This window comes from Pseudomonas graminis, from assembly GCF_900111735.1.
Lineage (GTDB): Bacteria > Pseudomonadota > Gammaproteobacteria > Pseudomonadales > Pseudomonadaceae > Aquipseudomonas > Aquipseudomonas graminis.
This window is the reverse complement of the sequence record NZ_FOHW01000006.1, coordinates 55,146-75,519: the sequence shown is the minus strand read 5'-3', so window position 1 is coordinate 75,519 and position 20,374 is coordinate 55,146. Positions and strand designations below refer to the sequence as shown.

The 20,374-nt window shown below is 60.4% G+C and carries 19 protein-coding genes; 11 read left to right on the top strand and 8 right to left on the bottom strand.

The features are described 5' to 3' along the window. Positions 1 to 14 precede the first annotated feature (14 nt). Entirely contained in the window at positions 15 to 437 is a 423-nt protein-coding gene (locus BMY98_RS06725; protein ID WP_074886449.1) for a DUF1810 domain-containing protein, read from the bottom strand. A 152-nt stretch (positions 438 to 589) separates the two neighbouring features. Here BMY98_RS06725 and BMY98_RS06720 point away from each other — a divergent pair, with 152 nt between their 5' ends. Further along, positions 590 to 931 (top strand): zinc ribbon domain-containing protein YjdM, encoded by a 342-nt coding sequence (locus tag BMY98_RS06720; RefSeq protein ID WP_074886446.1) that lies wholly within the window; start codon positions 590 to 592, stop codon positions 929 to 931. 149 nt (positions 932 to 1,080) lie between these two features. On the opposite strand, the gene BMY98_RS06715 is transcribed toward BMY98_RS06720, so the two are convergent. From BMY98_RS06715 to BMY98_RS06700, 4 genes are read right to left on the bottom strand one after another with little or no spacing between them, the layout of a single operon-like run. After that, entirely contained in the window at positions 1,081 to 2,445 is a 1,365-nt protein-coding gene (locus BMY98_RS06715) for a heavy metal sensor histidine kinase (RefSeq protein ID WP_074886443.1), read from the bottom strand. Continuing rightward, a complete protein-coding gene (locus BMY98_RS06710) occupies positions 2,435 to 3,112 on the bottom strand; it encodes a heavy metal response regulator transcription factor (RefSeq protein WP_074886439.1) in 678 nt (225 codons plus the stop codon). The genes BMY98_RS06715 and BMY98_RS06710 overlap by 11 nt, the downstream gene beginning before the upstream one ends. A 54-nt stretch (positions 3,113 to 3,166) precedes the next feature. Then, entirely contained in the window at positions 3,167 to 6,325 is a 3,159-nt protein-coding gene (locus BMY98_RS06705) for a multidrug efflux RND transporter permease subunit (RefSeq protein WP_074886436.1), read from the bottom strand. Next, positions 6,322 to 7,482, bottom strand: a complete 1,161-nt coding sequence (locus BMY98_RS06700; RefSeq protein ID WP_074886433.1) for an efflux RND transporter periplasmic adaptor subunit — start codon at positions 7,480 to 7,482, stop codon at positions 6,322 to 6,324. The genes BMY98_RS06705 and BMY98_RS06700 overlap by 4 nt, the downstream gene beginning before the upstream one ends. 300 nt (positions 7,483 to 7,782) lie before the next feature. Here BMY98_RS06700 and BMY98_RS06695 point away from each other — a divergent pair, with 300 nt between their 5' ends. From BMY98_RS06695 to BMY98_RS06665, 7 genes are all read left to right on the top strand, one after another. Continuing rightward, a complete protein-coding gene (locus BMY98_RS06695; protein WP_074886431.1) occupies positions 7,783 to 8,112 on the top strand; it encodes a hypothetical protein in 330 nt (109 codons plus the stop codon). A 341-nt stretch (positions 8,113 to 8,453) separates the two neighbouring features. After that, positions 8,454 to 9,038 carry a fimbrial protein gene (locus BMY98_RS06690; protein ID WP_074886429.1) on the top strand — a complete coding sequence of 195 codons (585 nt, stop codon included), beginning with the start codon at positions 8,454 to 8,456 and terminating at the stop codon, positions 9,036 to 9,038. Between the two features lie 73 nt (positions 9,039 to 9,111). Further along, the gene (locus tag BMY98_RS06685; RefSeq protein ID WP_074886426.1) at positions 9,112 to 9,855 is read left to right on the top strand and encodes a fimbrial biogenesis chaperone; all 744 of its coding nucleotides are present in this window, start codon (positions 9,112 to 9,114) and stop codon (positions 9,853 to 9,855) included. A gap of 287 nt (positions 9,856 to 10,142) precedes the next feature. Then, entirely contained in the window at positions 10,143 to 12,569 is a 2,427-nt protein-coding gene (locus BMY98_RS06680; RefSeq protein WP_074886423.1) for a fimbria/pilus outer membrane usher protein, read from the top strand. After that, a complete protein-coding gene (locus BMY98_RS06675; protein WP_074886418.1) occupies positions 12,560 to 13,339 on the top strand; it encodes a fimbrial biogenesis chaperone in 780 nt (259 codons plus the stop codon). The genes BMY98_RS06680 and BMY98_RS06675 overlap by 10 nt, the downstream gene beginning before the upstream one ends. A gap of 1 nt (position 13,340) precedes the next feature. Continuing rightward, on the top strand, positions 13,341 to 14,333 hold the full coding sequence (locus BMY98_RS06670) for a fimbrial protein (RefSeq protein WP_074886415.1): 993 nt from the start codon (positions 13,341 to 13,343) through the stop codon (positions 14,331 to 14,333). A gap of 109 nt (positions 14,334 to 14,442) precedes the next feature. Continuing rightward, positions 14,443 to 14,685: a hypothetical protein gene (locus BMY98_RS06665; protein WP_074886413.1), complete on the top strand. Its 243-nt coding sequence runs from the start codon at positions 14,443 to 14,445 to the stop codon at positions 14,683 to 14,685. A gap of 192 nt (positions 14,686 to 14,877) precedes the next feature. Here the strand turns inward: BMY98_RS06665 and BMY98_RS06660 are convergent, their stop codons facing one another. The 3 genes from BMY98_RS06660 to BMY98_RS06650 are packed head-to-tail and all read right to left on the bottom strand — an operon-like array spanning position 14,878 to position 16,652. Next, a complete protein-coding gene (locus BMY98_RS06660) occupies positions 14,878 to 15,204 on the bottom strand; it encodes a hypothetical protein (RefSeq protein ID WP_074886410.1) in 327 nt (108 codons plus the stop codon). 48 nt (positions 15,205 to 15,252) lie between these two features. Further along, a complete protein-coding gene (locus tag BMY98_RS06655; RefSeq protein ID WP_074886407.1) occupies positions 15,253 to 15,714 on the bottom strand; it encodes a GNAT family N-acetyltransferase in 462 nt (153 codons plus the stop codon). Between the two features lie 41 nt (positions 15,715 to 15,755). Beyond that, on the bottom strand, positions 15,756 to 16,652 hold the full coding sequence (locus BMY98_RS06650; RefSeq protein ID WP_074886404.1) for a chemotaxis protein: 897 nt from the start codon (positions 16,650 to 16,652) through the stop codon (positions 15,756 to 15,758). A gap of 287 nt (positions 16,653 to 16,939) precedes the next feature. Here BMY98_RS06650 and hmpA point away from each other — a divergent pair, with 287 nt between their 5' ends. The 3 genes from hmpA to cyoA all read left to right on the top strand — a co-directional run bounded on the left by hmpA (position 16,940) and on the right by cyoA (position 20,374). Continuing rightward, positions 16,940 to 18,121, top strand: a complete 1,182-nt coding sequence (gene hmpA, locus BMY98_RS06645) for an NO-inducible flavohemoprotein (protein ID WP_074886401.1) — start codon at positions 16,940 to 16,942, stop codon at positions 18,119 to 18,121. Positions 18,122 to 18,457: 336 nt separating this feature from the next. Further along, positions 18,458 to 18,967 (top strand): disulfide bond formation protein B, encoded by a 510-nt coding sequence (locus BMY98_RS06640; protein ID WP_074886398.1) that lies wholly within the window; start codon positions 18,458 to 18,460, stop codon positions 18,965 to 18,967. 471 nt (positions 18,968 to 19,438) lie between these two features. Beyond that, the gene (cyoA, locus tag BMY98_RS06635) at positions 19,439 to 20,374 is read left to right on the top strand and encodes a ubiquinol oxidase subunit II (RefSeq protein WP_074886395.1); all 936 of its coding nucleotides are present in this window, start codon (positions 19,439 to 19,441) and stop codon (positions 20,372 to 20,374) included.

Genomic DNA, 20,374 nt, shown 5'->3' with positions numbered 1-20,374 from the left:
GGAGGGCGGCTGCCTCAGGCCAGCTTCGACAGCGTGACGGCATCCGGCTTGCCGTCGAAAAACGCGTCAAGCACCTGCTGGAAAATCGGCGTATCAGGCGCGACCGCTGCAAACAGCGTCATGCTTGATCGCAGCTTCATGTCATCCGGCGAGCCCATGACCTGCATGGCGCTGCGGTCTTTCCATTCAAGCAGCGCCTCGCAACAGCGCGCCAGCCGTTCGCCCAATACCGGATGTTGCACATAGGCAATCGCCTCGTCGCGCCCACTGATGCCGTACCGCCGGGCCATGTCACTGTGGCCCAAACCCGCGAGTTGCGGGAACACGAACCACATCCAGTGGGACTGCTTGCGCCCGGATTGCAGCTCCGCCAGTGCGCGTTCGTGCGTCGGCGTTTGCGCCTCGACAAATCGCTGCAGATCAAATGGATCGTTCATTGCTGACGCCTCGCCCTGATCGCGGCACCTCGCCGCACTTGCGATTGAGACTACAGCAGCGAGTGATGTTTCCAGCACTTTCAGGCGCCTGCTCCTCAACCGCGTAAAAACCCTTATAATCCTGCGCCTATTCCTCTGATGCGAGATCCGCCGTGAGCTTACCGCCGTGCCCAAAATGCAGTTCCGAGTACACCTACGAAGATGGCAGCCAGTTCGTGTGCCCGGAATGCGCCCACGAATGGTCGGCTGACGGGGCCAGCGCCGAAGCGGGCGATGACACCAAGGTGATCAAGGACGCTGTGGGCAACACGCTGCAGGACGGCGACACCGTCACGGTAATCAAGGATCTCAAGGTCAAAGGCTCGTCGCTGGTGGTCAAGGTCGGTACCAAAGTCAAAAACATCCGCCTGGTGGACGGCGATCACGACATCGACTGCAAAATCGACGGCATCGGCGCGATGAAGCTGAAGTCGGAGTTTGTGAAGAAGGGTTGATCACCACGAGGATCGTTCCTCACGCTCCGCGTGGGAATGCCGCTCATGACGCTCCGCGTCACTGGAGTGCGGATGGGGACGCGGAGCATCCCGGGCGGCGTTACCACGCGGAGCGTGGAACTAACATCGTGGGGTGACACGCGTCCCACTTAACTCGGCAAATTAATCCCGAACGTATTCACCCCATGCTCGCTGCGCACGAACACCGTACCGCCGTGCATCAGGGCGATGGCTTTGACGATCGCCAAGCCAAGCCCGTGATTGGCGCCGCTGTTGCTGCGAGAGGCATCGACGCGGTAGAAGCGCTCGAATAACTTGGGCAAATGCTCCCCGGCGATCGGCGCGCCGGGGTTGGTCACGCCGATGCTGACGTGATCGCCCTCATCGCGAATATCCACCTGAATCAACTGCCCCGGCGAGGTGTGCTGCACCGCGTTGTGCAGCAGATTGATCAGCGCCCGGCGCAAGTGCGCGGTTTCGATCGGCGCGTTGGCATCCCCACGCACTTCAACCTGCACCTGGGCGTCTTCCATAATGAAATCCAGGTAATCCAGGGTCTTCGCCACTTCCTGAGCGAGCGAGGCCTGGGTCAGTTGCGTGGCCTTGCTGCCCTGATCGGCGCTGGCGAGAAACAACATGTCATTGATGATCGAGCGCAGCCGTTCGAGTTCTTCGAGATTGGATTGCAGCACCTCGAAGTAATGCTCGGCCGATCGCCCTCGGGTCAGCGCCACCTGGGTCTGGCCGATGAGATTGGTCAGCGGCGAGCGCAACTCGTGGGCAACGTCGGCATTGAACGACTCCAACCGCGAATAGGCCTGTTCGACCCGGTCCAGCGTCGAGTTGAACGACGTCACGAACTGATCCAGCTCTGGCGGCAGCGGCGACAACTTCAGGCGCCCACTCAGTCGTGGCGGCGTCAGCTTGCGCGCCTCCAAGGACAACTCCGTCAGCGGTTTCAGGCCGATACGCGCCACCCAGTAACCCAATGCAGACGCGAGCAGGATGCCGATGGCCGCCAGACTGATCAGCGCGACGAGCAGGGAATGCTGGGTCTGCCAGAAGGTTTCGGTGTCGACCGCTGTCAGAAAACGCAGCGGCGGGCGTTGGTCTTTCGCCGGGAACTGACTGACCAAAACTTTGAACGGGTACTCATGGCCGCTCAGGTTCAAGTCGCGCATGCCCAACGGGCCCTTGGCGAAGGCGCGGATCTCGGCGTCCGGATTACCGAATTCATAGGTCGGATTGTCGCTGACTACCCAAAAGCGCAGGCGTTTGTCCTCCTCGCTGAGCAGCTTGAGTTTGGTGTTGATCTTGGCCCAGTGCTCGGGCGTTCCGTAACGCTGGACCGCCGATTCGAGGACGCTGTAACGGGCGTCGACTTCGGCTTCCGGTAACAGCCCCAGCCCCTTGTCCACTTGCAGGTAGAGCGCCCAGCCGATCAACATAAACACCAGCAGCGCCACGAGGGCGAACATGCCGCTCAGGCGCAGGGCGATGGAATTAGTCGACACGACGGCTCTCCAGCACGTAACCCATGCCGCGTATGGTGTGCAGCAGTTTTTGCTCGAACGGCCCGTCGAGCTTGGCGCGCAGGCGTTTGATCGCGACTTCGACGACGTTGGCATCGCTGTCGAAATTCACGTCCCAGACCATCTCGGCAATCGACGTCTTCGACAGGATTTCCCCCTGGCGCCGGGCCAGCACGCTGAGCAGCGAAAACTCCTTCGCCGTGAGGTCCAGACGCACGCCGCCCCGCATGGCCTTGCGGCTGATCAGGTCGATCCATAGATCGGCGACGCTGATCTGCACCGGCTCGTGGCCGCCACTGCGCCGGGTCAGGGCTTGCAGACGCGCGACCAGTTCCAGAAACGAGAACGGCTTGCCCAAGTAATCGTCAGCGCCCTCGCGCAGGCCGCGAATGCGATCGTCGACGTTCTCTCGGGCGGTCAGCATGATCACCGGCGTTTGTTTGCGCGCACGCAGGGCCCGCAGTACGCCATAGCCATCAAGGCCGGGCAGCATGACGTCGAGAATGATCACCGCGTATTCGCTTTCCAGCGCCATGTGCAGGCCTTCGATGCCTTCGCGCGCGACGTCGGTGGTGTAACCCTGCTCGGTCAGGCCCCGGTGCAGGTAATCGGCGGTTTTCTCTTCGTCTTCGATAATCAGGACACGCATCGGTCCACGCTCACTTTTTCACTGCTTGCTTATTGGGTACGTGGTTTCAACGGCTTACTTTTCAGTGGCCAGTTCCGCAACCGCCGGCTTACCGGATGCTGCCGGGCCAGACGCTATCGAGTCAGCCGCTGTCGAGCCAGGCGTCTGACGCGGGCGGTGGAAAAGACGCTCCAGTTGCAGGTAGATCACGGGCGTGGTGAACAGCGTCAGCGCCTGGCTCACCAGCAACCCTCCGACAACGGCAATGCCCAACGGCTGACGCAGCTCGGCGCCGACACCATAACCGAGCATCAAGGGCAGCGCGCCGAGCAATGCGGCCAGGGTGGTCATGATGATGGGCCGAAAGCGCGTCAGACAGGCTTCATAAATGGCGTCGCGCGGGGACATCCCGCGATTGCGCTGAGCGTCCAGGGCGAAGTCCACCAGCAGAATGCCGTTCTTCTTGACGATGCCGATCAGCAACACGATCCCGATCAGACCCATGATCGAAAAGTCCTGCCCCATCAGCCACAGCAGCAACAGCGCACCGATACCGGCGGAGGGCAGGGTCGAAATGATCGTCAGCGGATGGACGAAGCTCTCATAGAGCACGCCCAGAATGATGTACACCGCCACCAGCGCCGCGAGAATCAACCACGGCTGGTTGGCCAGCGAACTCTGGAACGCCTGGGCCGCGCCCTGGAAGTTTCCGATGATCGAGGCCGGCATGCCGATCTCGTTCTTCGCCTGATCGAGCAGCACCACCGCATCCCCGAGCGCCACGCCCGCCGACAGGTTGAACGACAGGTTGGCGGCCGGGAACATGCCGTCATGGCTGATCGACAACGGTCCCATCTTCGGCGCGCCGACCTTGGCCAGCGCCGACAACGGCACCATTTCATTGGTCAGCGGCGAGCGCAGGTAAAAGTAGTTCAGGCTTTCGGCCTTGCCGCGCTGTTGTGGCTCCAGTTCCAGAATGACTTTGTACTGGTTGATGTCGGTCTGGTATTCGTTGATCTGCCGCTGACCAAAGGCGTCGTACAGCGCCTGATCGACATCCGCGGTGGTCAGGCCGAAGCGCGCGGCGGCGCTGCGGTCGATGTCCAGATGGGTCACGCTGCCGCCCAGTTGCAAGTCATTGGAAAGATCGCGAAAGGCCGGCAGGGTCTTCAGTTTGTCGGTCAGCTTCTGCGTCCAGACATTCAGCAGCGCGCCGTCGTTGCTCTTGAGCACGTATTGGTACTGCGCGCGGCTCGGCCCGGAACTCAGGTTGATGTCCTGCCCGGCCCGCAGGTACAAGACGATGCCGGGGATCTGCGCCAGTTTCGGCCGGATCCGGTCGATGAACTGACTGGCCGTGACATCCCGGTCTTCTCGGTCCTTGAGGGCGATCCACACCCGACCGTTGGCGATCGTCTGGTTGCTGCCACTGACGCCCACCGAATGGGAAAACGCCTTGACCGCCGGATCGGCCGCGATGATTTTCGCCAGCTGTTTGTGTTTCTCGATCATGTCCGGGAAGGAAATATCCGCCGCCGCCTCACTCGTGCCCAGCACCATGCCGGTGTCCTGAACCGGGAAGAAACCTTTGGGGATCAGCACATAGCCGGCCACCGCAAACACCAGAGTCAGGCCGAAAATTCCCAGCATCAATCGCTGGTGGGCGAGGGCGAACCGCACGCCGCGGGCATACCGCGCGAGCAATCGTTCACCGAAGCCGGGCTTGGCGTGGGGATCGTGTTTCGGCGCGCGCATGAACAGCGCCGCAAGGGTCGGCGCCAGCGTCAGCGAGACCACCACCGAAATCAGAATGGTCGACGTCGCGGTCAGTGCGAACTCCTTGAACAGCCTGCCCACCACGCCGCCCATGAACAGCAGCGGAATGAACGCGGCGATCAACGAAAAGCTAATCGACACCACGGTAAAGCCGATTTCGCTGGAACCCTTGATCGCCGCATCGCGCATGCTTTCGCCGGCTTCCAGGTGTCGGTGGATGTTCTCCACCACGACAATCGCATCGTCGACGACAAACCCCACCGCCACCACGATGGCCACCAGGGTCAGGTTGTTCAGGCTGAAACCGAGCACGTACATCAGCGCGAAACTGGCAACGAGGGACACGCCCAGCACGGCGGTCACGATCAGCGTCGCAGAGAGCTGGCGCAGGAACAGCGCCATGACCGCAATCACCAGCGCGATGGCGATCAGCAGTGTCATTTCAACTTCATGCAGCGACGCACGAATGGTTTTGGTGCGGTCGCTGAGCACCGAGACGTCCACCGACGCCGGGAGCATTTCCTGCAACTTGGGCAACTGGCCGAGCACGCGATCGACCGTCTCGACGATGTTCGCGCCGGGCTGGCGGAACACCACGATGTTCACCCCCTGCTGATCACCGGACCAGGCCCGCACGTAGGCGTTTTCCGAACCGTTGATGACCCGCGCCACGTCGCGCAGATGAACCGGGGCGCCATCTTTGTAGGAAACGATGAGCTGTTCGTAGTCCTTCGCCTGAAACAGTTGGTCGTTGGAGGCCAGGGTGGAAATGCTGTCTTTGCCGTACAGCGCGCCCTTGGCCAGGTTAAGGCTGGTCTGCTGCAGGGATTCCCGCAAATCGGCGAGGGTCAGCCCGATGGACGCGAGTTTCTCGGGCGCTGCCTGGACACGGATCGCCGGACGTTGCTGGCCGGTGATGTTGACCTGTCCGACGCCATCGATCTGACTCAACTGACGCGCCAGCAGGGATTCGGTGACGTCGCTGAGTTCGGTGCCGGGCATCAGGTTCGAGCTGACACTGAGGATCAGCACCGGGCTGTCCGCCGGGTTGACCTTGCGCCAGGTCGGCAGCGTCGGCAGGTCTGCGGGCAAGCGCCCGGCCGCCGTGTTGATGGCCGCTTGCACTTCCTGCGCGGCGGTGTCGATGCTTTTATTGAGGGTGAATTGCAGCGTCAGGTTGGTGGAGCCCAGCGCGCTGCTCGACGTCATCTGGGTCATGCCGGGAATGGCGCTGAACTGCACTTCAAGGGGCGTCGCCACCGAGGACGCCATGGTTTCCGGGCTGGCGCCGGGCAACTGGGCCGCAACCTGAATTGTCGGAAATTCGGCTTCCGGCAGCGGCGCCACCGGGAGGCGAGGGAAGGCGATGCAGCCCAGCAGCACCAGCGCGAACGTCAGCAAAACCGTGGCGATCGGGTGATTGACGCACCAGGCGGAGATAGAACCGCGGCCGTTCATTTCGCCGCCCCGGTGGAGTCGGCCAGTGTGTCCACAGGATCACCCTTGACCACCTCGATGTGCGCACCGTTTTTCAGGCGCGACTGACCGTCGCTGACCAATACGTCATTGACCTCCACACCGCTGATCAGCATCAGGTCGCTGTCCTGATACAGCACCTTGACCGGCACCACCTCGGCTGTGTCGCCTTTGACCCGATACACGTAATGCTGGTCGATGCCCCGCTGCACCACCTGCGGCGGAACCTTCAAGGCGTTGCGATCGATGGCGGTCTGAATGCGCACGGTCACCAGTTGACCGGGCCACAGCTTCTCGTCCGCGTTGTCGAATATCGCCTTCGCGCGGATGGTGCCGGTGCTGGCCGCCACCTGATTGTCGATCAACAGCAACTTGCCCTGGCCCAGCAACGTGCCGGTCGCACCTTCGCCGAGGTAGGCGTTGACTGGCGCGGGCGTGCTTGAGGCAATGAGATCATGGAGCGTGGGCAGCATCTGCTGCGGCAGGGAAAACTCGACCGCTACCGGGTCGATCTGCGTCACCGAGAACAGTCCGGTCGCATCGCTGACCCGCAGAAAGTTGCCTTCATCTACGTTGCGGATGCCGACCCGACCTGTCACGGGCGAGCGTATTTGGGTGTAGGAAAGCTGTACCTGCGAGGCATTGATCGACGCCTGATTACCCAGCGCCGTGGCCTTGAGTTGATCGACCAGCGCTTGCTGCTGATCGTATTGCTGCCTGGAAATGCCGTTGTCGACGGTCAGCAGCTTGTAGCGCTTGAGGTCGACATTGGCCACGTTCAGCTGTGCCTGGCTCTGGGTCAACAGCGCCTTGGCCTGTTCGAGGGCGGCGCGGATCGAGCGATCATCGATGGTTGCCAGCAGATCACCCGTCTTGACCTGCTGGCCTTCCTTGACCAACACCTTGGTCAGGATGCCATCCACCTGAGGGCGAATCACCACGCTTTGCAGCGACAGCACCGAGCCGATCCCGGTGACGTAACGCGGCACGTCTTCCTGCGTCACGTTGATCACGCGCACCGGCACGGCAACCGGGGTGCTGACCTTCTTTGCCGCGGGGCGGGTCACTGCCCAGACGCCTATCACTACGACCACGACAAACAGGGTCGCGAGCATCACCACTTTGTTCTTCTTCTGCATACAGGGACAGGGCCAGCCAGTGAGTGAGGGGCGTAATCGAGAGCGCTCTTTATAACCCTTTGACCCGGTCAGCAAAATGACTGCTGCCTGTCAATATTGTCAGGTGAATAACGGCAGACGATGAACGTGGGTAAAGAAAGAACGCCGCAGGGCGATACCCAAATAGAAGCCACGAGTTTCGATGAACGAGTTCTACTGTGACGGGGAAAATTCCTACATAAACGTCGTGAGTTCTGAATGCTTGTTCACAAGGGACTGTGACTGATTTCGGTCAGCCGGTTCCTACTCCGGAGTAGTGCGATGAAAAGCCAAAAGGCTGTTTCGCTGTTTTTCTCGATCGCGGTCGTTGGTGCGTGTGCAATGACGGCGCCTGCCGCCTGGGCTGCCCAGGGCGCGCTTATTTTCCATGGCAGCGTCGTCAATGCGACATGCGACGCGCAAGCCTTTAGTGCTCCGTCGACAGCCCTCCCGGTTAAAACCCTGCAAGCGAGCGCTCATGTCAGTGTGGGTTTGAGTCGCGCTGACGACGCTTGCGGCCAGATGGCCTTGCCCGTGCAGGCCAGTTACGCCGAGCTTTCTACAGGTGGGGCGGATACTCACGCAGGCATTGTCACGCTGACTTACCAATAAGCGCTTTCTCCCTCACCAGAAACATCTGCTGACGAACCCGGCTCAATCGAGCCGGGTTTTTTGTGCGTGTGTGACCACTTTGCAGGTGCCCATCCCCGTCCACGCGCGCCGGCGTGTCGTGCAAACGTTCGTCCCGGCTTTTGCGAGGGGTTAAAGCTGCAAGCCCCAGCCTAAGGGCTCTGCGAAATAAAAGCGTCATCTCCTACCGAAAAATCCGACGCGCGCCACTGTCTTTTCAGTCCACAGGAAGTAGAACGCCTGACAGCCGACATTGCAGACGCTGCTTATAGTTCCTCTCGTCCTTTTGGGCACACACGAATCGACACAAGGAACGTCGTTATATGAAAAAGCTTTCTCTTACCCTGGCTATCGTGGCCGCAATGGGGCTTGGCATTTCCGGGACCGCGAATGCTGCCAACAACGGCAAACTTGTTTTCACTGGCACCCTGACCAACATCACGTGTGACATCGGCGCTGGAACTGGCGCTACTCCTGGCAACAACCCGGGCGAAATCAACGTAGATCTGGGCAACGTCTCGTTTTCCGACATCGGTCTCTTCGCCGACAACAAACTCGAAACTGCTTCGCCCATCCAGCTGTTGGTCAATTGCACCGGCGGCGCCGCTCAATACAACACCGTGAACATGCGCTTCGTCGCCCGTCAGGGCAGCGGTCTGGATAACCTCGACCAGAAACTGCTGCGGGCTACCGGCGCGGCGGACGGCGTGGGCATCGGCCTGCTCAATGCGTCCAATCAGTTGATGGACCTGAGCGGTAACGAAACCATCGACACGCCGCTGGTCAAGGACGGCGCCGACGGTGCGACCGCCGAGATCAACTTCGGCGCCGTTTACGTCCTCAACGGCGCGCCAACCAACCCGGGTAATGCCGACGGCTTCCTGCCGTTCGTAATGGATTACCTGTGATGTAACGGGCGAGCGGGCAATGGCTCGCTCGCCTTCCTGGCGTGTCCACCTCACAGCCCAAGACGGTCTCACCATGTTTCCTTACTTCATTCGCTGCTCGGCCCTCTGGCTGGGTCTGCTTCTGGCTGCCCCGGCGCAGGCGGGTATCGTGCTCAACACCACGCGTGTCATCTACCAGGCCACGGACAAGGAGGTCAGTCTGGTTGTGAACAACAGCGGCACGGCTGACATTCTCGCCCAGTCATGGCTCGAAGCGCAGAGCAATGCCGAGAATCTACCCTTCGTCGTGACCCCGCCGTTGGCGCGAATGGCAGGCGGCGCCCGGCAAATGATTCGGGTGATCTACGCCGGCGAAGGTTTGCCCGAGGACCGCGAGTCGGTGTTCTGGCTCAACGTCCAGGAGATCCCGCAATCGGCGAAGGACAACCAGCTGCAGATCGCGATTCGTCAGCGCATCAAACTTTTCTACCGGCCCGCCGGTTTGAGTGACGATCCGCTCGAGGCTGCCAAAAACCTGCAATGGCGCGTGCATCACGGCCAGCTGGAAGTCAGCAATCCGACGTCGTATCACGTGTCGATGATCCAGATCGACGCCCGACAGCAGGGCAAGACACTGTTCGCTGCGGACAACCGGATGCTTGCGCCCGGGCAGACCGTTCAATTGCCACTCAAGCAGTTGGCCAGCGGTCACGCGGTAGACCTCAGGTTCATCAGCATCAACGATTTCGGCGCTCAGGAGCCGTACAGCGCGCAAGTGTCCGGCGGGCAGACGACTCAAGCCATCAAGGCCACCAGCGTCATCACCCGAACCGAGTAGCCACTCAGCCGCAGGTCGGATTTTACCCAGGTCTTTCTTCGGTCGCAGTCATGCGGCTCCAGCGCCTTGCGCCTGCCAAACATGATTTGCCAGCGCGTCGGAATCGAGAACACGAGTGAAACCAGCCAATGGAACCCCGAGATCACACCAAGGGATATGCACGGATCGCAGCATGCTCTTCCCCCATCGACCGCAGACATCTGGTGCATCAGCCGCTGCGCATCAGCCCGTTGGCGAGGGTCATTATTGCCTCCGCAGGATTGGCGCTGGCGTCGTCTGCGGCGGCAATGACCCATCAGAGCAATGATGCAGCCGATGTGAAATTCAATACCTCGTTCATTCAGGGCACCGATCAGCCCGCCGATCTCGCGACGTTTTTGCACGGCAACAGCGTGGTCCCTGGAAGCTATCGGGTGGATGTGTACGTCAACCGTGTCCTGAGCGGGCGGCGTGACATCAGTTTCATCGCCAACCCTGCAAAAGGCACTGTCGAAGCCTGCCTCACGCTGGACATGCTTCGCCAATTCGGCATGAATCCGGACGCTGTGCAAGCCGGTGACGCTTCGCCGACGGAATGTTTCGATCTCCCGGCGCGGGTCGAATTTGCCCGCGTCGACTACCAGCCGGCGAGCTTGCGCCTGAACATCAGCATCCCTCAGGCCATGATGTCGCGCAGCGCTCGCGGCTATGTCCCACCGGAGTTATGGGACGAAGGCGAGACGGTGGGTTTCGTGAATTACAACTTCAGCGGCGCGCGCCGTACTCGCAGCGGCCAAGGTCGATCCCAGGCACAGGATCAGTATTACCTGAGCATGCGCAACGGCGTGAACCTTGGTGCCTGGCGCTTGCGCAACGAATCCTCGCTGACTTATGGCAATGACCAGCCTTACCGCTTTCGCAGCAACCGGACGTTCATGCAGCGCGACCTCACTGCGTTGAAAGGCCAACTGACCCTGGGTGAAACCTTCACCGATTCGCAAGTCTTCGACAGCGTTCGATTCCTCGGCGCCATGGTGATGTCCGACGAAGGCATGCTGCCCGACAGCGAGCGGGTTTTCGCGCCGGTCATTCGTGGCATCGCCGACACCAACGCGTTAGTGGAAGTGCGGCAGAACGGTTTCATGCTGTACAGCGGCAACGTCTCGCCGGGCCCGTTCGAAATCACCGGCATCTATCCCAGCGGGTCGAACGGCGATCTGGAAGTCACGGTCGTCGAAGCCGACGGCAGCAAGCGCGTGTTCGTCCAGGCCTATGCATCGCTGCCGATCATGGTGCCGAAAGGCGCATTGCGGTACAGCCTCGCAGCAGGCCAATACGACAGCAACACCGAAGACGGTCTTTCTCCCGGCTTTACCGCTGGCACGCTGGTCTACGGCCTGACCGAGCAGCTGACGGCAGCGGGCGGCGTGCAAATCGCCGAGGATTACCAGGCCGGCAACATCGGCGCGGGGGTCAACACCGGGCTCGGCGCGGTGTCGCTGGACGTGACCCAGTCCCTCAGCCGACAGCGCGAGCAACGCTACAGCGGACAGAGCCTGCGGGTGCGCTACGCCAATACGCTGGACCTCACCAACACCACCCTCGCCGTGGCCGGCTATCGCTATTCAACGGATCAATACCTGACCTTCGATGACCATATCGATGCGTTGCAAGCTCGTGACGGCTCAGCCAGCGCGCGCGCCAAGGATCGCCTCGAGATCAGCCTGACCCAATCGCTGCCGGAGCAGGCCGCGTCGCTGAGCTTTACCGGGTCCGAGCAGCGTTACTGGGACAGGGGCAGCAAGACGCGCCAGCTTTTTCTGTCGTGGCACTCGGCCTGGCGCAGCCTCAGCTATAGCGTATCGGTCGAGCGCAACCAGACTTTCGAGCGCAGCGGAGAACGTCAATCGGACAACCGCATCGCGCTGACAGTGAGCCTGCCGCTGGGGAGCGATTCCGGTTCGTCGCGGGTATTCGGCAATGCCGTTCGTGACAGCTTCGGCGCCTCCAGCATGCAGTCGGGGCTCAATGGCCAGATCTTCGACGACCGCGACAGCTTCTACTCGGTACAGGCGGGACACGACAGTGAGTCGGGGTCTTCAGGGTTCGGCAAGCTCAGCACCACTACGGCCTACGGGCGTTTCGACGCGGGCTACGGGCAGGGCAGGGATTATCAGGCACTGAGCATGGGCGCTGCAGGCTCGGTGGTTGCTCATGCCGACGGGGTGAACTTTGGTCAGCCCCTGGGCGATACCTTCGCTCTGGTGCAGGTGAAGGGCGTCAGCGGTGCGCGATTGAGCAATTTCAGCAACGTCGAAACCGCCGACAACGGCTACGCGATCCTGCCTTATGCCCAGCCGTATCGAACCAACTGGGTCAACCTCGATACCCGTGGGTTGGGTGCCGATATCGAGCTGGAAAATGCCGTGGATCAAGTCGTGCCTCGACGCGGCGCTGCCCCCCTGATCAGCTTTCGCACGGCAATCGGTCGGCGTGTGCAATTCGAACTGGTGCGAGCCGATGGCAGCGGCTTGCCAATGGGCGCGGCGGTGGAAGACGAACAGGGCAAGCCGCTGGCAACCGTCGACCCTAGCGGGCGGGCGCTGGTGTTGAGCGAGCGGGAAAGCGGCGAGCTCATCGTCAAATGGACCGATCAGCAGTGCCGCGCCGCGTTCGCTCTGCCGCCCAAAGAAGCCCAGCGCAGTTACGATCGCCTGAAGGTGCAATGCCTGTGAAACGTGCCTGTCTGTCAGGGTTATTTCTGGCCGTGATCGGCGGAATGGCCCAAGGCGCGGTGTCGCTGTCAGGCACGCGGTTGATCGTTGACGGTGGCGACAACGAGGCGACCATTGAGGTCAGCAACCGCAGGGACGCCGAGACCCTGATTCAGGCTTGGCTCGATGCGCCCCGTGGCGACGATCAACCCGCCGATGGGCGCGCCGCTGATCTGCCGTTCGCGTTGACCCCGCACTTGGTGCGCATCCCGGCCAAGGGCAAGCAGACGCTGCGCCTGCTGTATGAAGGCATCGGCATGCCCCAGGACCGGGAATCGATGCTGCACCTGTTTGTGCTGGAAATCCCTCGGCGCAGCCCGGCGGCTCAGCAGTTGAGCATCGCGATTCGCCAGCGCATTAACGTGTTTTACCGCCCGGCGGGGTTGGTCGGCGACCCGGCAGACGCGGCGCAAAGGTTGCTCTGGCAACGCGCCCCCTCGGCGGACGCCACGCTTTCGGTGCGCAACCCGACCCCGTATCACGTTTCGCTGGTGGACCTGCGCGTCAATGGAATCGAGATCGCAGATCACCGGTTGCTGTCGCCTTTTTCGGACGCATCACTGGCCGTGCCTGTCCTCGGCACAAAGCTCCCAGTGCCCGACACCTTGAGCTTCAAGGCCATGACCGATTACGGCGGTCAACGCGATTACTGCGCGCCGCTTCAGGGAGGGCAGCCATTCACGGTGCCGCTGCGCACGCCCGATTCACACTCACCCATAGGGAAATGCTGACATGAAAAGACCCATCCTCCGAGGGTGGCTGACGTCGCTGGCGACGCCGCTGCTGATGCTGTTGATGCCCGGCTGCGCACTGGCGCTGACCTGCAAAACCCAGGGCGCTGGCGATTCAGTGGTTCGCGCGGACCTCGGCAGCACCGTCGCCATCCCGGCTAATCTGCCCGATGGCAGCGCAGTCTGGCGCTCGGAGCGACTGAACCTTGCCGTCGAATGTGCGAGGGACGAACCGGGCGGCCCCGAGGATGTGTTCATTGATCTGAACCCTGACAACCTGCAGATCGGACAGGGGATTCGCGCCGGGCTCACGTTGAGTGGCGTTGATTTCGTGCAAACCAGCGGACGCATTCCCACGCAGCAGCAAGCACCGGCCTGCATCGACGCAAGCTCGGCGTGTCCGAGCGTCACGTTCAACCTGCCGTTTTCAGTGTTCATCCAGAAGTACGGACCGACCCCGCCCTCCGGGGTCGCGAGTGGCCTGCACGACTATCGGATGTTCCAGCTCGATGGCAGAAGCGGGCAGAGTCCGGGGCCTGACCGCACGCTGAGCTACGTCATCAACAACCTTGGGGGATTGCGATTCGTGGCCTGCGACGCTGAATTGCGAGTCATGCCCGAGACCGTGGATTTCGGCGACGTCGCCATCCGAAACGTACGGGTGGGAGAAGTCGCCACCTTTCAACGCTTCGCTCTGGCGACCAGCCGCACCTGCGAATCACCTTTCAGCCTCAATGCGCGCATCACGCCGGTGTCCGGGATACTCAAGGGCGACGTACTGGTGCCGGTCAACAACGACAGCATCGGCGTTCGCATCACCCATGCCCGCGACGGCTCGCCTGTGCCGTTCCTCGAACCCTTCCACCTGACCGACCTGCTGGAGGGCAATTACTCGGAGACGGCGGACTTCAACGCCGAACTGCTGTGGCAAACCAGCACGCCGACCGCGGGCCCGTTTTCAGCGGAAGTGATGGTGGATCTGTTCTACAAATAGGTGCGCGCAGTCGGTCTGTTGGCAGAAGCGATCCGTTGGCGATTCAGGTATGCTGCGCGGCCCTCGGGCGCCGCCCGTATTCTCGACCGTCTGCTATCCCGGAGCTTCCATGACCACCCCCGAACACACGCCTGCTCCTGATGATCGTGAATCGCACGCTTCGGTCGACGCCAACGCTGCGGCGACAGATACAAAACCTGCGATCCCGGCATTCAGCTTCCCGTTCAAACCGGGCGAGCTGTTGCAGGCGAAGAAGGATCAGCAGCACTACAAAGGCTCTGGCAAATCCAACCACGACAAGCGTCCGGGCGTTGCGCCATCAGGCACGCGTCGTTCGATGGGCAAGCGCTGATTACATTTTCGCTGGCGCGCGCTGCACGAACTCCGCAGGCGTGACCTTGGCCGATGTCATCAACTCGCGGTCGCGCACATAGATGCGATCAGGCACGCTCCAATCGGAAGGGGGGGCTCGGAGGCGACGGTTGCTGTGGGATTCATCCCGCCTTATTAGCTCAAGTCGCGAACGCTCCGAGCGCAAGTCGCCTTACTTTTTCGGCAACGTGGTGACGTTATCCCACTCGGTAATCAGCGCTTTCTTGTTCTTGCGGTCATAGAGGCACAGCTCTGTGCCGGTCTTGTTCTTCATGAACGCCTGCTTGTACTGGCCTTTGATCAACAGTGCGTTGAAGCCGACGCTGTCATCGAAAGCCGCATCGGCGCCGGCGGGTTTTGCGTTCTTTAAAGAGCTGGCGCTGATACAACTGTCGACCAGGGTTTTGTTGAAGGCGGTCCAGGCGTCCGGGCTGGAGGCATTGGCCTGGCCAGCAGCGCAGGCGGTTAGAACGAGTAACAACGCGGTGTGCATCTTCATGGGTGGGGCTCTCCATGGCATGAGGGGGAAACACGTCTCGGCGCAGATTCAGCGCGGTTCGAGTTCGTGGCGCTGAATATATTGCATACCAGCGCGCTCATACAGCCGGCGTGCACCCAGATTGCTTTCCATCACCTTGAGATCGACATAGCCTTCGCCGCGCTGGCGGAAGACCGCGAACAACTGGTTCAGCAAAGCCAGTCCCAAGCCCTGACGGTGCGCGCGCGGGTGAACCACCAGATTGCGAATGAACGCGCTGGTCCAGCATTGCGCAACGGCCACGACGCCCAGAGCATCCTCCACAACGAAGCACAGCGCCTGATCAAACTCGGGATCAGTCTCGAAGGCATTCAGCCAAGTGGCATAGTCCGCGACCTGCCCGCCGCTGTACTCGCGTCCCAGCGCCAGCAATTGATGAACCGCCAAGGCGTTCTGCGCAGTGAGCTCAACGAGGCGCACGGGGCCGGGCCAGCGCGGATCATCGAGGCCCGGGCCGAGTTCGCGGCGCATCAGCCAGTAATGCGCGGTGGAGGCATCGCCTGCGGCAGGTCTCAGATTCCCTGAGCTTCGACCGTGCGGGCGGCTTCGATCAAGCATCGTGTCAGCTCGGGCGAGGAGAACTTGGTCAGAACAGCGTTGGCGCCGGCAGCATTGGCTTTCTCGGCATTCATCGCGCTGTCCAGTGAGGTGTGCAGCAGCACGTACAGCTCCTGGAAATCCGGGGTTTCCCGAAGTGTGCGGGTGAGCGCGTAGCCGTCCATCTCCGACATCTCGATGTCGGACACGAGAACGTTGATCTGCTGTGCGGTGCCTTGCAGTTCAAGCAGTTGATCGATGGCCTCGCGCGCGCTTCGGGCGGTATGGCATTCAAGGCCCAGATTCCGCAGGGTGATCACCGATTGTTGCAGCGCCACTTGGCTGTCATCAACCACCAGGATGCGCGCTTTGGCCAGCACTTTGGCGTCATCGGCACTCAGTTCGGCGCGTTCGGCGACGATCCGCGCCGGGGCGATGCCGTGAATGACCTTCTCGATATCCAGCACCTGAACCAGTGTCCCGTCCACCTGCGTCACGCCGGTGATGAACGACTTGTTGCCGGAGCCAAAGGGCGGCGGGCGAATGTCAGTAGTCAGGCAGTGAACGATCTTGCTGACGGCCTGCACGTGCAACCCCTGCTTGGAGCGGCTGACGTCGGTAACGATCAGGCAGCCGCCGTCCGGGTCGACCAACGGACGCTCGCCAATGGCGCGGCTCAGGTCAATCACCGACAGCGGATTGCCACGCAAGGTCGCGACCCCTTTGACGTGTGGGTGAGACTCCGGCAGACGCGTGAGGGGAGGGCAGGGAATGATTTCACTGACCTTGAGCAGGTTGATCGCCATCAGCTTTCCGCTGCGTAACGTGAACAGCAGAAGCGAGAGTGAATCTGCGCGGACGTTCTTTGACATATAAACCTTCTGTGATGCGTTGCCTGGCCGTGTGGGTTCGGCCAACAGCTTTCGATGACGGTTTATCGACCTGCCGATGTCAGGCTTTAACCCTTTAGGCCTGAAGGCTCATTTCGGTGCAAATCCTGCCCGGTCAAATTGACCACGTCAGGGTCATTTTGACATGCAATGCCAGGAGTCAAAATGACTTGGTATCGTCGCGGTGGCCGGTTTCAGGGCCTCGCGCAACTGGCACGGTTCATGAACTGCTGAGGTATCGCTTTTTCATCACATCTCAGGAGTTTTCTATGTTGTCTGCATCGGATCGTGCCATCGTCAAGTCGACAGTGCCACTGCTGGAAAGCGGGGGAGAGGCGCTGATTACTCACTTCTACAAAATGCTGCTCGATCGATATCCGCAGGTACGTCCTCTGTTCAATCAGGCGCACCAGGCCACTGGCGATCAGCCACGCGCATTGGCCAACGGCGTATTGATGTATGCGCGGCACATCGATCAGCTTGATGAGCTAGGCGATCTGGTTGCCAGGATCATCAACAAGCACGTGGCTTTGCAGATCCTGCCCGAGCACTATCCTCTCGTCGGGGAATGCCTGCTTGAGTCCATTCGCGAAGTGTTGGGTGCCGAGATCGCCACTGACGAGGTGATTACCGCGTGGGGCAACGCTTACGGCCAACTCGCCGATATTTTGATTGGCGCAGAAAAAACCATCTACGACGATAAGGCCAGGGCAGTGGGTGGCTGGCGTGGCGCGCGTGAATTCAAGGTCGTCGGCAAAACACCGGAGAGCGCAGAAATTACCTCGTTCTACTTCGCGCCATCAGACGGCGAGCCGATTCTCCAATTCACGGCCGGCCAGTACATCGGTCTGCAGTTGCAGGTGGAAGGTGAAGAAATCCGCCGCAACTACTCGCTCTCAGCGCTTGTGGGGAACAATCAGTACCGCATCAGCGTCAAGCGCGAGCCTGGCGGCGTTGCCTCCAATTACCTTCACGATCACCTGCAGTTGGGGCACAGCATCAATCTGTTTCCGCCGTCAGGCGAATTCACCCTGACCGACAGCGACAAGCCGCTGGTGCTGATCAGCGGCGGCGTTGGCATCACCCCGACCCTGACGATGCTGGAGGCCGCGCTGCAGAGCCAGCGCCCGATCCATTTCATCCACTGTGCGCGCAATGGCTCGGTTCACGCGTTTCGCGACTGGATCGAAAACCTTGCCACTCGGCATCCGCAGCTCAAGCGTTTCTATTGCTACGCGGAAGATGATGGCGTAAGCCCCGCCCCTCATGGGACAGGGCTTCTCGATCAGGCGCGGCTGGAACAGTGGCTTCCGCAGAACCGGGATGTTGACGCCTACTTTCTGGGGCCCAAAGGCTTCATGGCTGCGATCAAGCGTCAATTGAAAGCGGCGGGTGTACCCGATGTGCAAACGCATTACGAATTCTTTGGTCCTGCCTCAGCGCTGGAATGATCGCTGCGACAATTAGACGCATCCTACATATATATAGAAGGAGTCAATGTGGCGATCTGCGTCTGCGACAAAAAGCCGCACTCTTCTATATATAAGGAGGGTGCAAGGCCGGGTGGGTGGGCTTTGTATTGGAATGTTAACGCTCAGGTAATGCGCGAGTGTTCACCATTGCGCCGGTTGCAGTGCCCGGGTGGGGAGCCGCTGCTTTTCTGCGACAACGGCGGCTCTGTGAACGGGGAGGTACGACGATGGTAGAATCGCTGCCTTTCCGGGGCGTCCGGGCCGCAACACAACGCATCCGTCGATCCGGATGACTCCAATTCAAAGGATATGTGAATGACTGACGAGATGTTGTACCTGCGGCGTGAAAAGCAGTTTCTTGTGTTGCTGGGAATCATCTGCCTGGCGTTGATCGGCGGCGCCTTGTACATGCAGGTGGTATTGGGCGAGGCGCCTTGCCCGCTGTGCATACTGCAGCGTTATGCGCTGTTGTTCATCGCGGTGTTTGCTTTCATCGGCGCAGCAATGCCGGGTCGTTTGAGCCTGACGATCTGTGAAGCGCTGGTGACCTTGAGCGCAGTCGGCGGGCTCGTTGCCGCCGGGCGTCATGTGTACATCCAGACCCACCCGACCGAGAGTTGCGGCATCGACGTGCTCCAGCCGATTGTCGACGGTTTGCCCCTTGCGTCGCTATTTCCGCTAGGCTTTCAGGTAGGTGGTTTCTGCGAGACGCCATATCCGCCAGTTCTCGGTTTGTCTTTGGCGCAATGGGCGTTAGTGGCGTTTGTGCTGACCGTAGTGCTGGTTCCGGCCGGGGTTATTCGTAACCGGATGAAAGCACGCTGATTACAAAGTGTTGCGTAACAAAGCGCCCCGAGATCGTTCAAGAGAACCGGGGCTTTGCGCCGTTTCAGGGTGCGGCATAACACCGCATTTTTACCGATTTCGAAATTAACTGTTGCGCAGAAACTTATAGTCAATAAAACTTTACGTATCTACAATCGCCCCCAATTCACGCCCCCCCTCATTTGCGGGACGGTGTAAATCGAGGTTATTGAGCGTCTTTTCGCTCTAGTAGACGCGGTTCGAATGGCCTCCTGAGTCACGTTCTGAATGTCTGCGCCAAGGGATAGGGTCCGCATAAGCGGGTGCCACCATTCGAATAAGAAACCGAAGCTCAACCCGGATTTGTTGTGAGGCCCACATGCTTCCTGACAGGCCCCTTTTCAATCCAAGCATTTGCCAGCACCTGGCAGGGTGAAGTGTTGGCGGTCGAAACCCAACTGCGATGCGAAAGCTGCTTTTAGAGGTCGTGAGATGAGTAAAAAAAGGTACCCCAGGTTTTTTGGCTTCTTGGCCCTTTTCAGCATGCTCCTGCTCAGCGGGTGCGATTACACCCTGCTGGATCCCAAAGGGCATGTCGGCGTTCAAGAGCGTGACCTGATCATCACTGCTACCTTGCTGATGCTTCTGGTAGTGGTGCCGGTCATTTTCATGACCATCATCTTCGCCTGGAAGTATCGCGCTACTAACAAGAGCGCGACGTACACGCCTGACTGGGCGCATTCGACCCGGATTGAACTGGTGGTCTGGCTGGTTCCATTGGCCATCATCATTGTGCTCGGCTATGTGACCTACAAGTCCACCCACGCGCTGGACCCATACCGCCCGCTCGAGTCGGACGTCAAGCCGCTGACCATTGAAGTGGTCGCACTGGACTGGAAATGGTTGTTCATCTATCCGGAACAGGGCATCGCCACCGTCAACAAGATCGTGTTCCCGGCCAACACGCCGATCAATTTCCGTATCACGTCCGATTCGGTCATGAACTCGTTCTTCATCCCTGCACTGGGCGGCCAGATCTACGCAATGGCCGGCATGCAGACCAAGCTGCACCTGATCGCCAATGAAAACGGCGAGTTCGATGGTATCTCCGCCAACTACAGCGGCGCAGGTTTCACCGGCATGAAGTTCAAGGCGACTGCTACCTCACAGGCTGATTTCGACACCTGGGTTGCCGACGTCAAGAATTCACCTAAAACACTGGCAACGGCCGAATACGCCGCGCTGGCCAAGCCCAGCGAACGTAACCCCGTTGAACTCTACTCCTCGGTCACTCCGAACCTGTTCCAGATCATCATCGACAAGTATGAAGGTATGAAGCCGGGCAAGATTGTCCATGAGAAGAAAGAAGTAGCAGGTACGGAAGGGATGGACATGGGTAAGCAGTCAGCTGCGCAGGCAGAGGAGTAA

Coding starts and splice junctions, on each gene's coding strand:
- BMY98_RS06655 (WP_074886407.1), bottom strand. CDS start 15,714: ATGCGCCGCGAACTCGGCCCGGGCCTCGATGATCCGCGCTGGCCCGGC.
- BMY98_RS06700 (WP_074886433.1), bottom strand. CDS start 7,482: ATGCAGAAGAAGAACAAAGTGGTGATGCTCGCGACCCTGTTTGTCGTG.
- BMY98_RS06650 (WP_074886404.1), bottom strand. CDS start 16,652: ATGTCAAAGAACGTCCGCGCAGATTCACTCTCGCTTCTGCTGTTCACG.
- cyoA (WP_074886395.1), top strand. CDS start 19,439: ATGAGTAAAAAAAGGTACCCCAGGTTTTTTGGCTTCTTGGCCCTTTTC.
- BMY98_RS06695 (WP_074886431.1), top strand. CDS start 7,783: ATGAAAAGCCAAAAGGCTGTTTCGCTGTTTTTCTCGATCGCGGTCGTT.
- BMY98_RS06710 (WP_074886439.1), bottom strand. CDS start 3,112: ATGCGTGTCCTGATTATCGAAGACGAAGAGAAAACCGCCGATTACCTG.
- BMY98_RS06675 (WP_074886418.1), top strand. CDS start 12,560: ATGCCTGTGAAACGTGCCTGTCTGTCAGGGTTATTTCTGGCCGTGATC.
- BMY98_RS06725 (WP_074886449.1), bottom strand. CDS start 437: ATGAACGATCCATTTGATCTGCAGCGATTTGTCGAGGCGCAAACGCCG.
- BMY98_RS06680 (WP_074886423.1), top strand. CDS start 10,143: ATGACCCATCAGAGCAATGATGCAGCCGATGTGAAATTCAATACCTCG.
- BMY98_RS06690 (WP_074886429.1), top strand. CDS start 8,454: ATGAAAAAGCTTTCTCTTACCCTGGCTATCGTGGCCGCAATGGGGCTT.
- BMY98_RS06670 (WP_074886415.1), top strand. CDS start 13,341: ATGAAAAGACCCATCCTCCGAGGGTGGCTGACGTCGCTGGCGACGCCG.
- hmpA (WP_074886401.1), top strand. CDS start 16,940: ATGTTGTCTGCATCGGATCGTGCCATCGTCAAGTCGACAGTGCCACTG.
- BMY98_RS06685 (WP_074886426.1), top strand. CDS start 9,112: ATGTTTCCTTACTTCATTCGCTGCTCGGCCCTCTGGCTGGGTCTGCTT.
- BMY98_RS06660 (WP_074886410.1), bottom strand. CDS start 15,204: ATGAAGATGCACACCGCGTTGTTACTCGTTCTAACCGCCTGCGCTGCT.
- BMY98_RS06705 (WP_074886436.1), bottom strand. CDS start 6,325: ATGAACGGCCGCGGTTCTATCTCCGCCTGGTGCGTCAATCACCCGATC.
- BMY98_RS06640 (WP_074886398.1), top strand. CDS start 18,458: ATGACTGACGAGATGTTGTACCTGCGGCGTGAAAAGCAGTTTCTTGTG.
- BMY98_RS06665 (WP_074886413.1), top strand. CDS start 14,443: ATGACCACCCCCGAACACACGCCTGCTCCTGATGATCGTGAATCGCAC.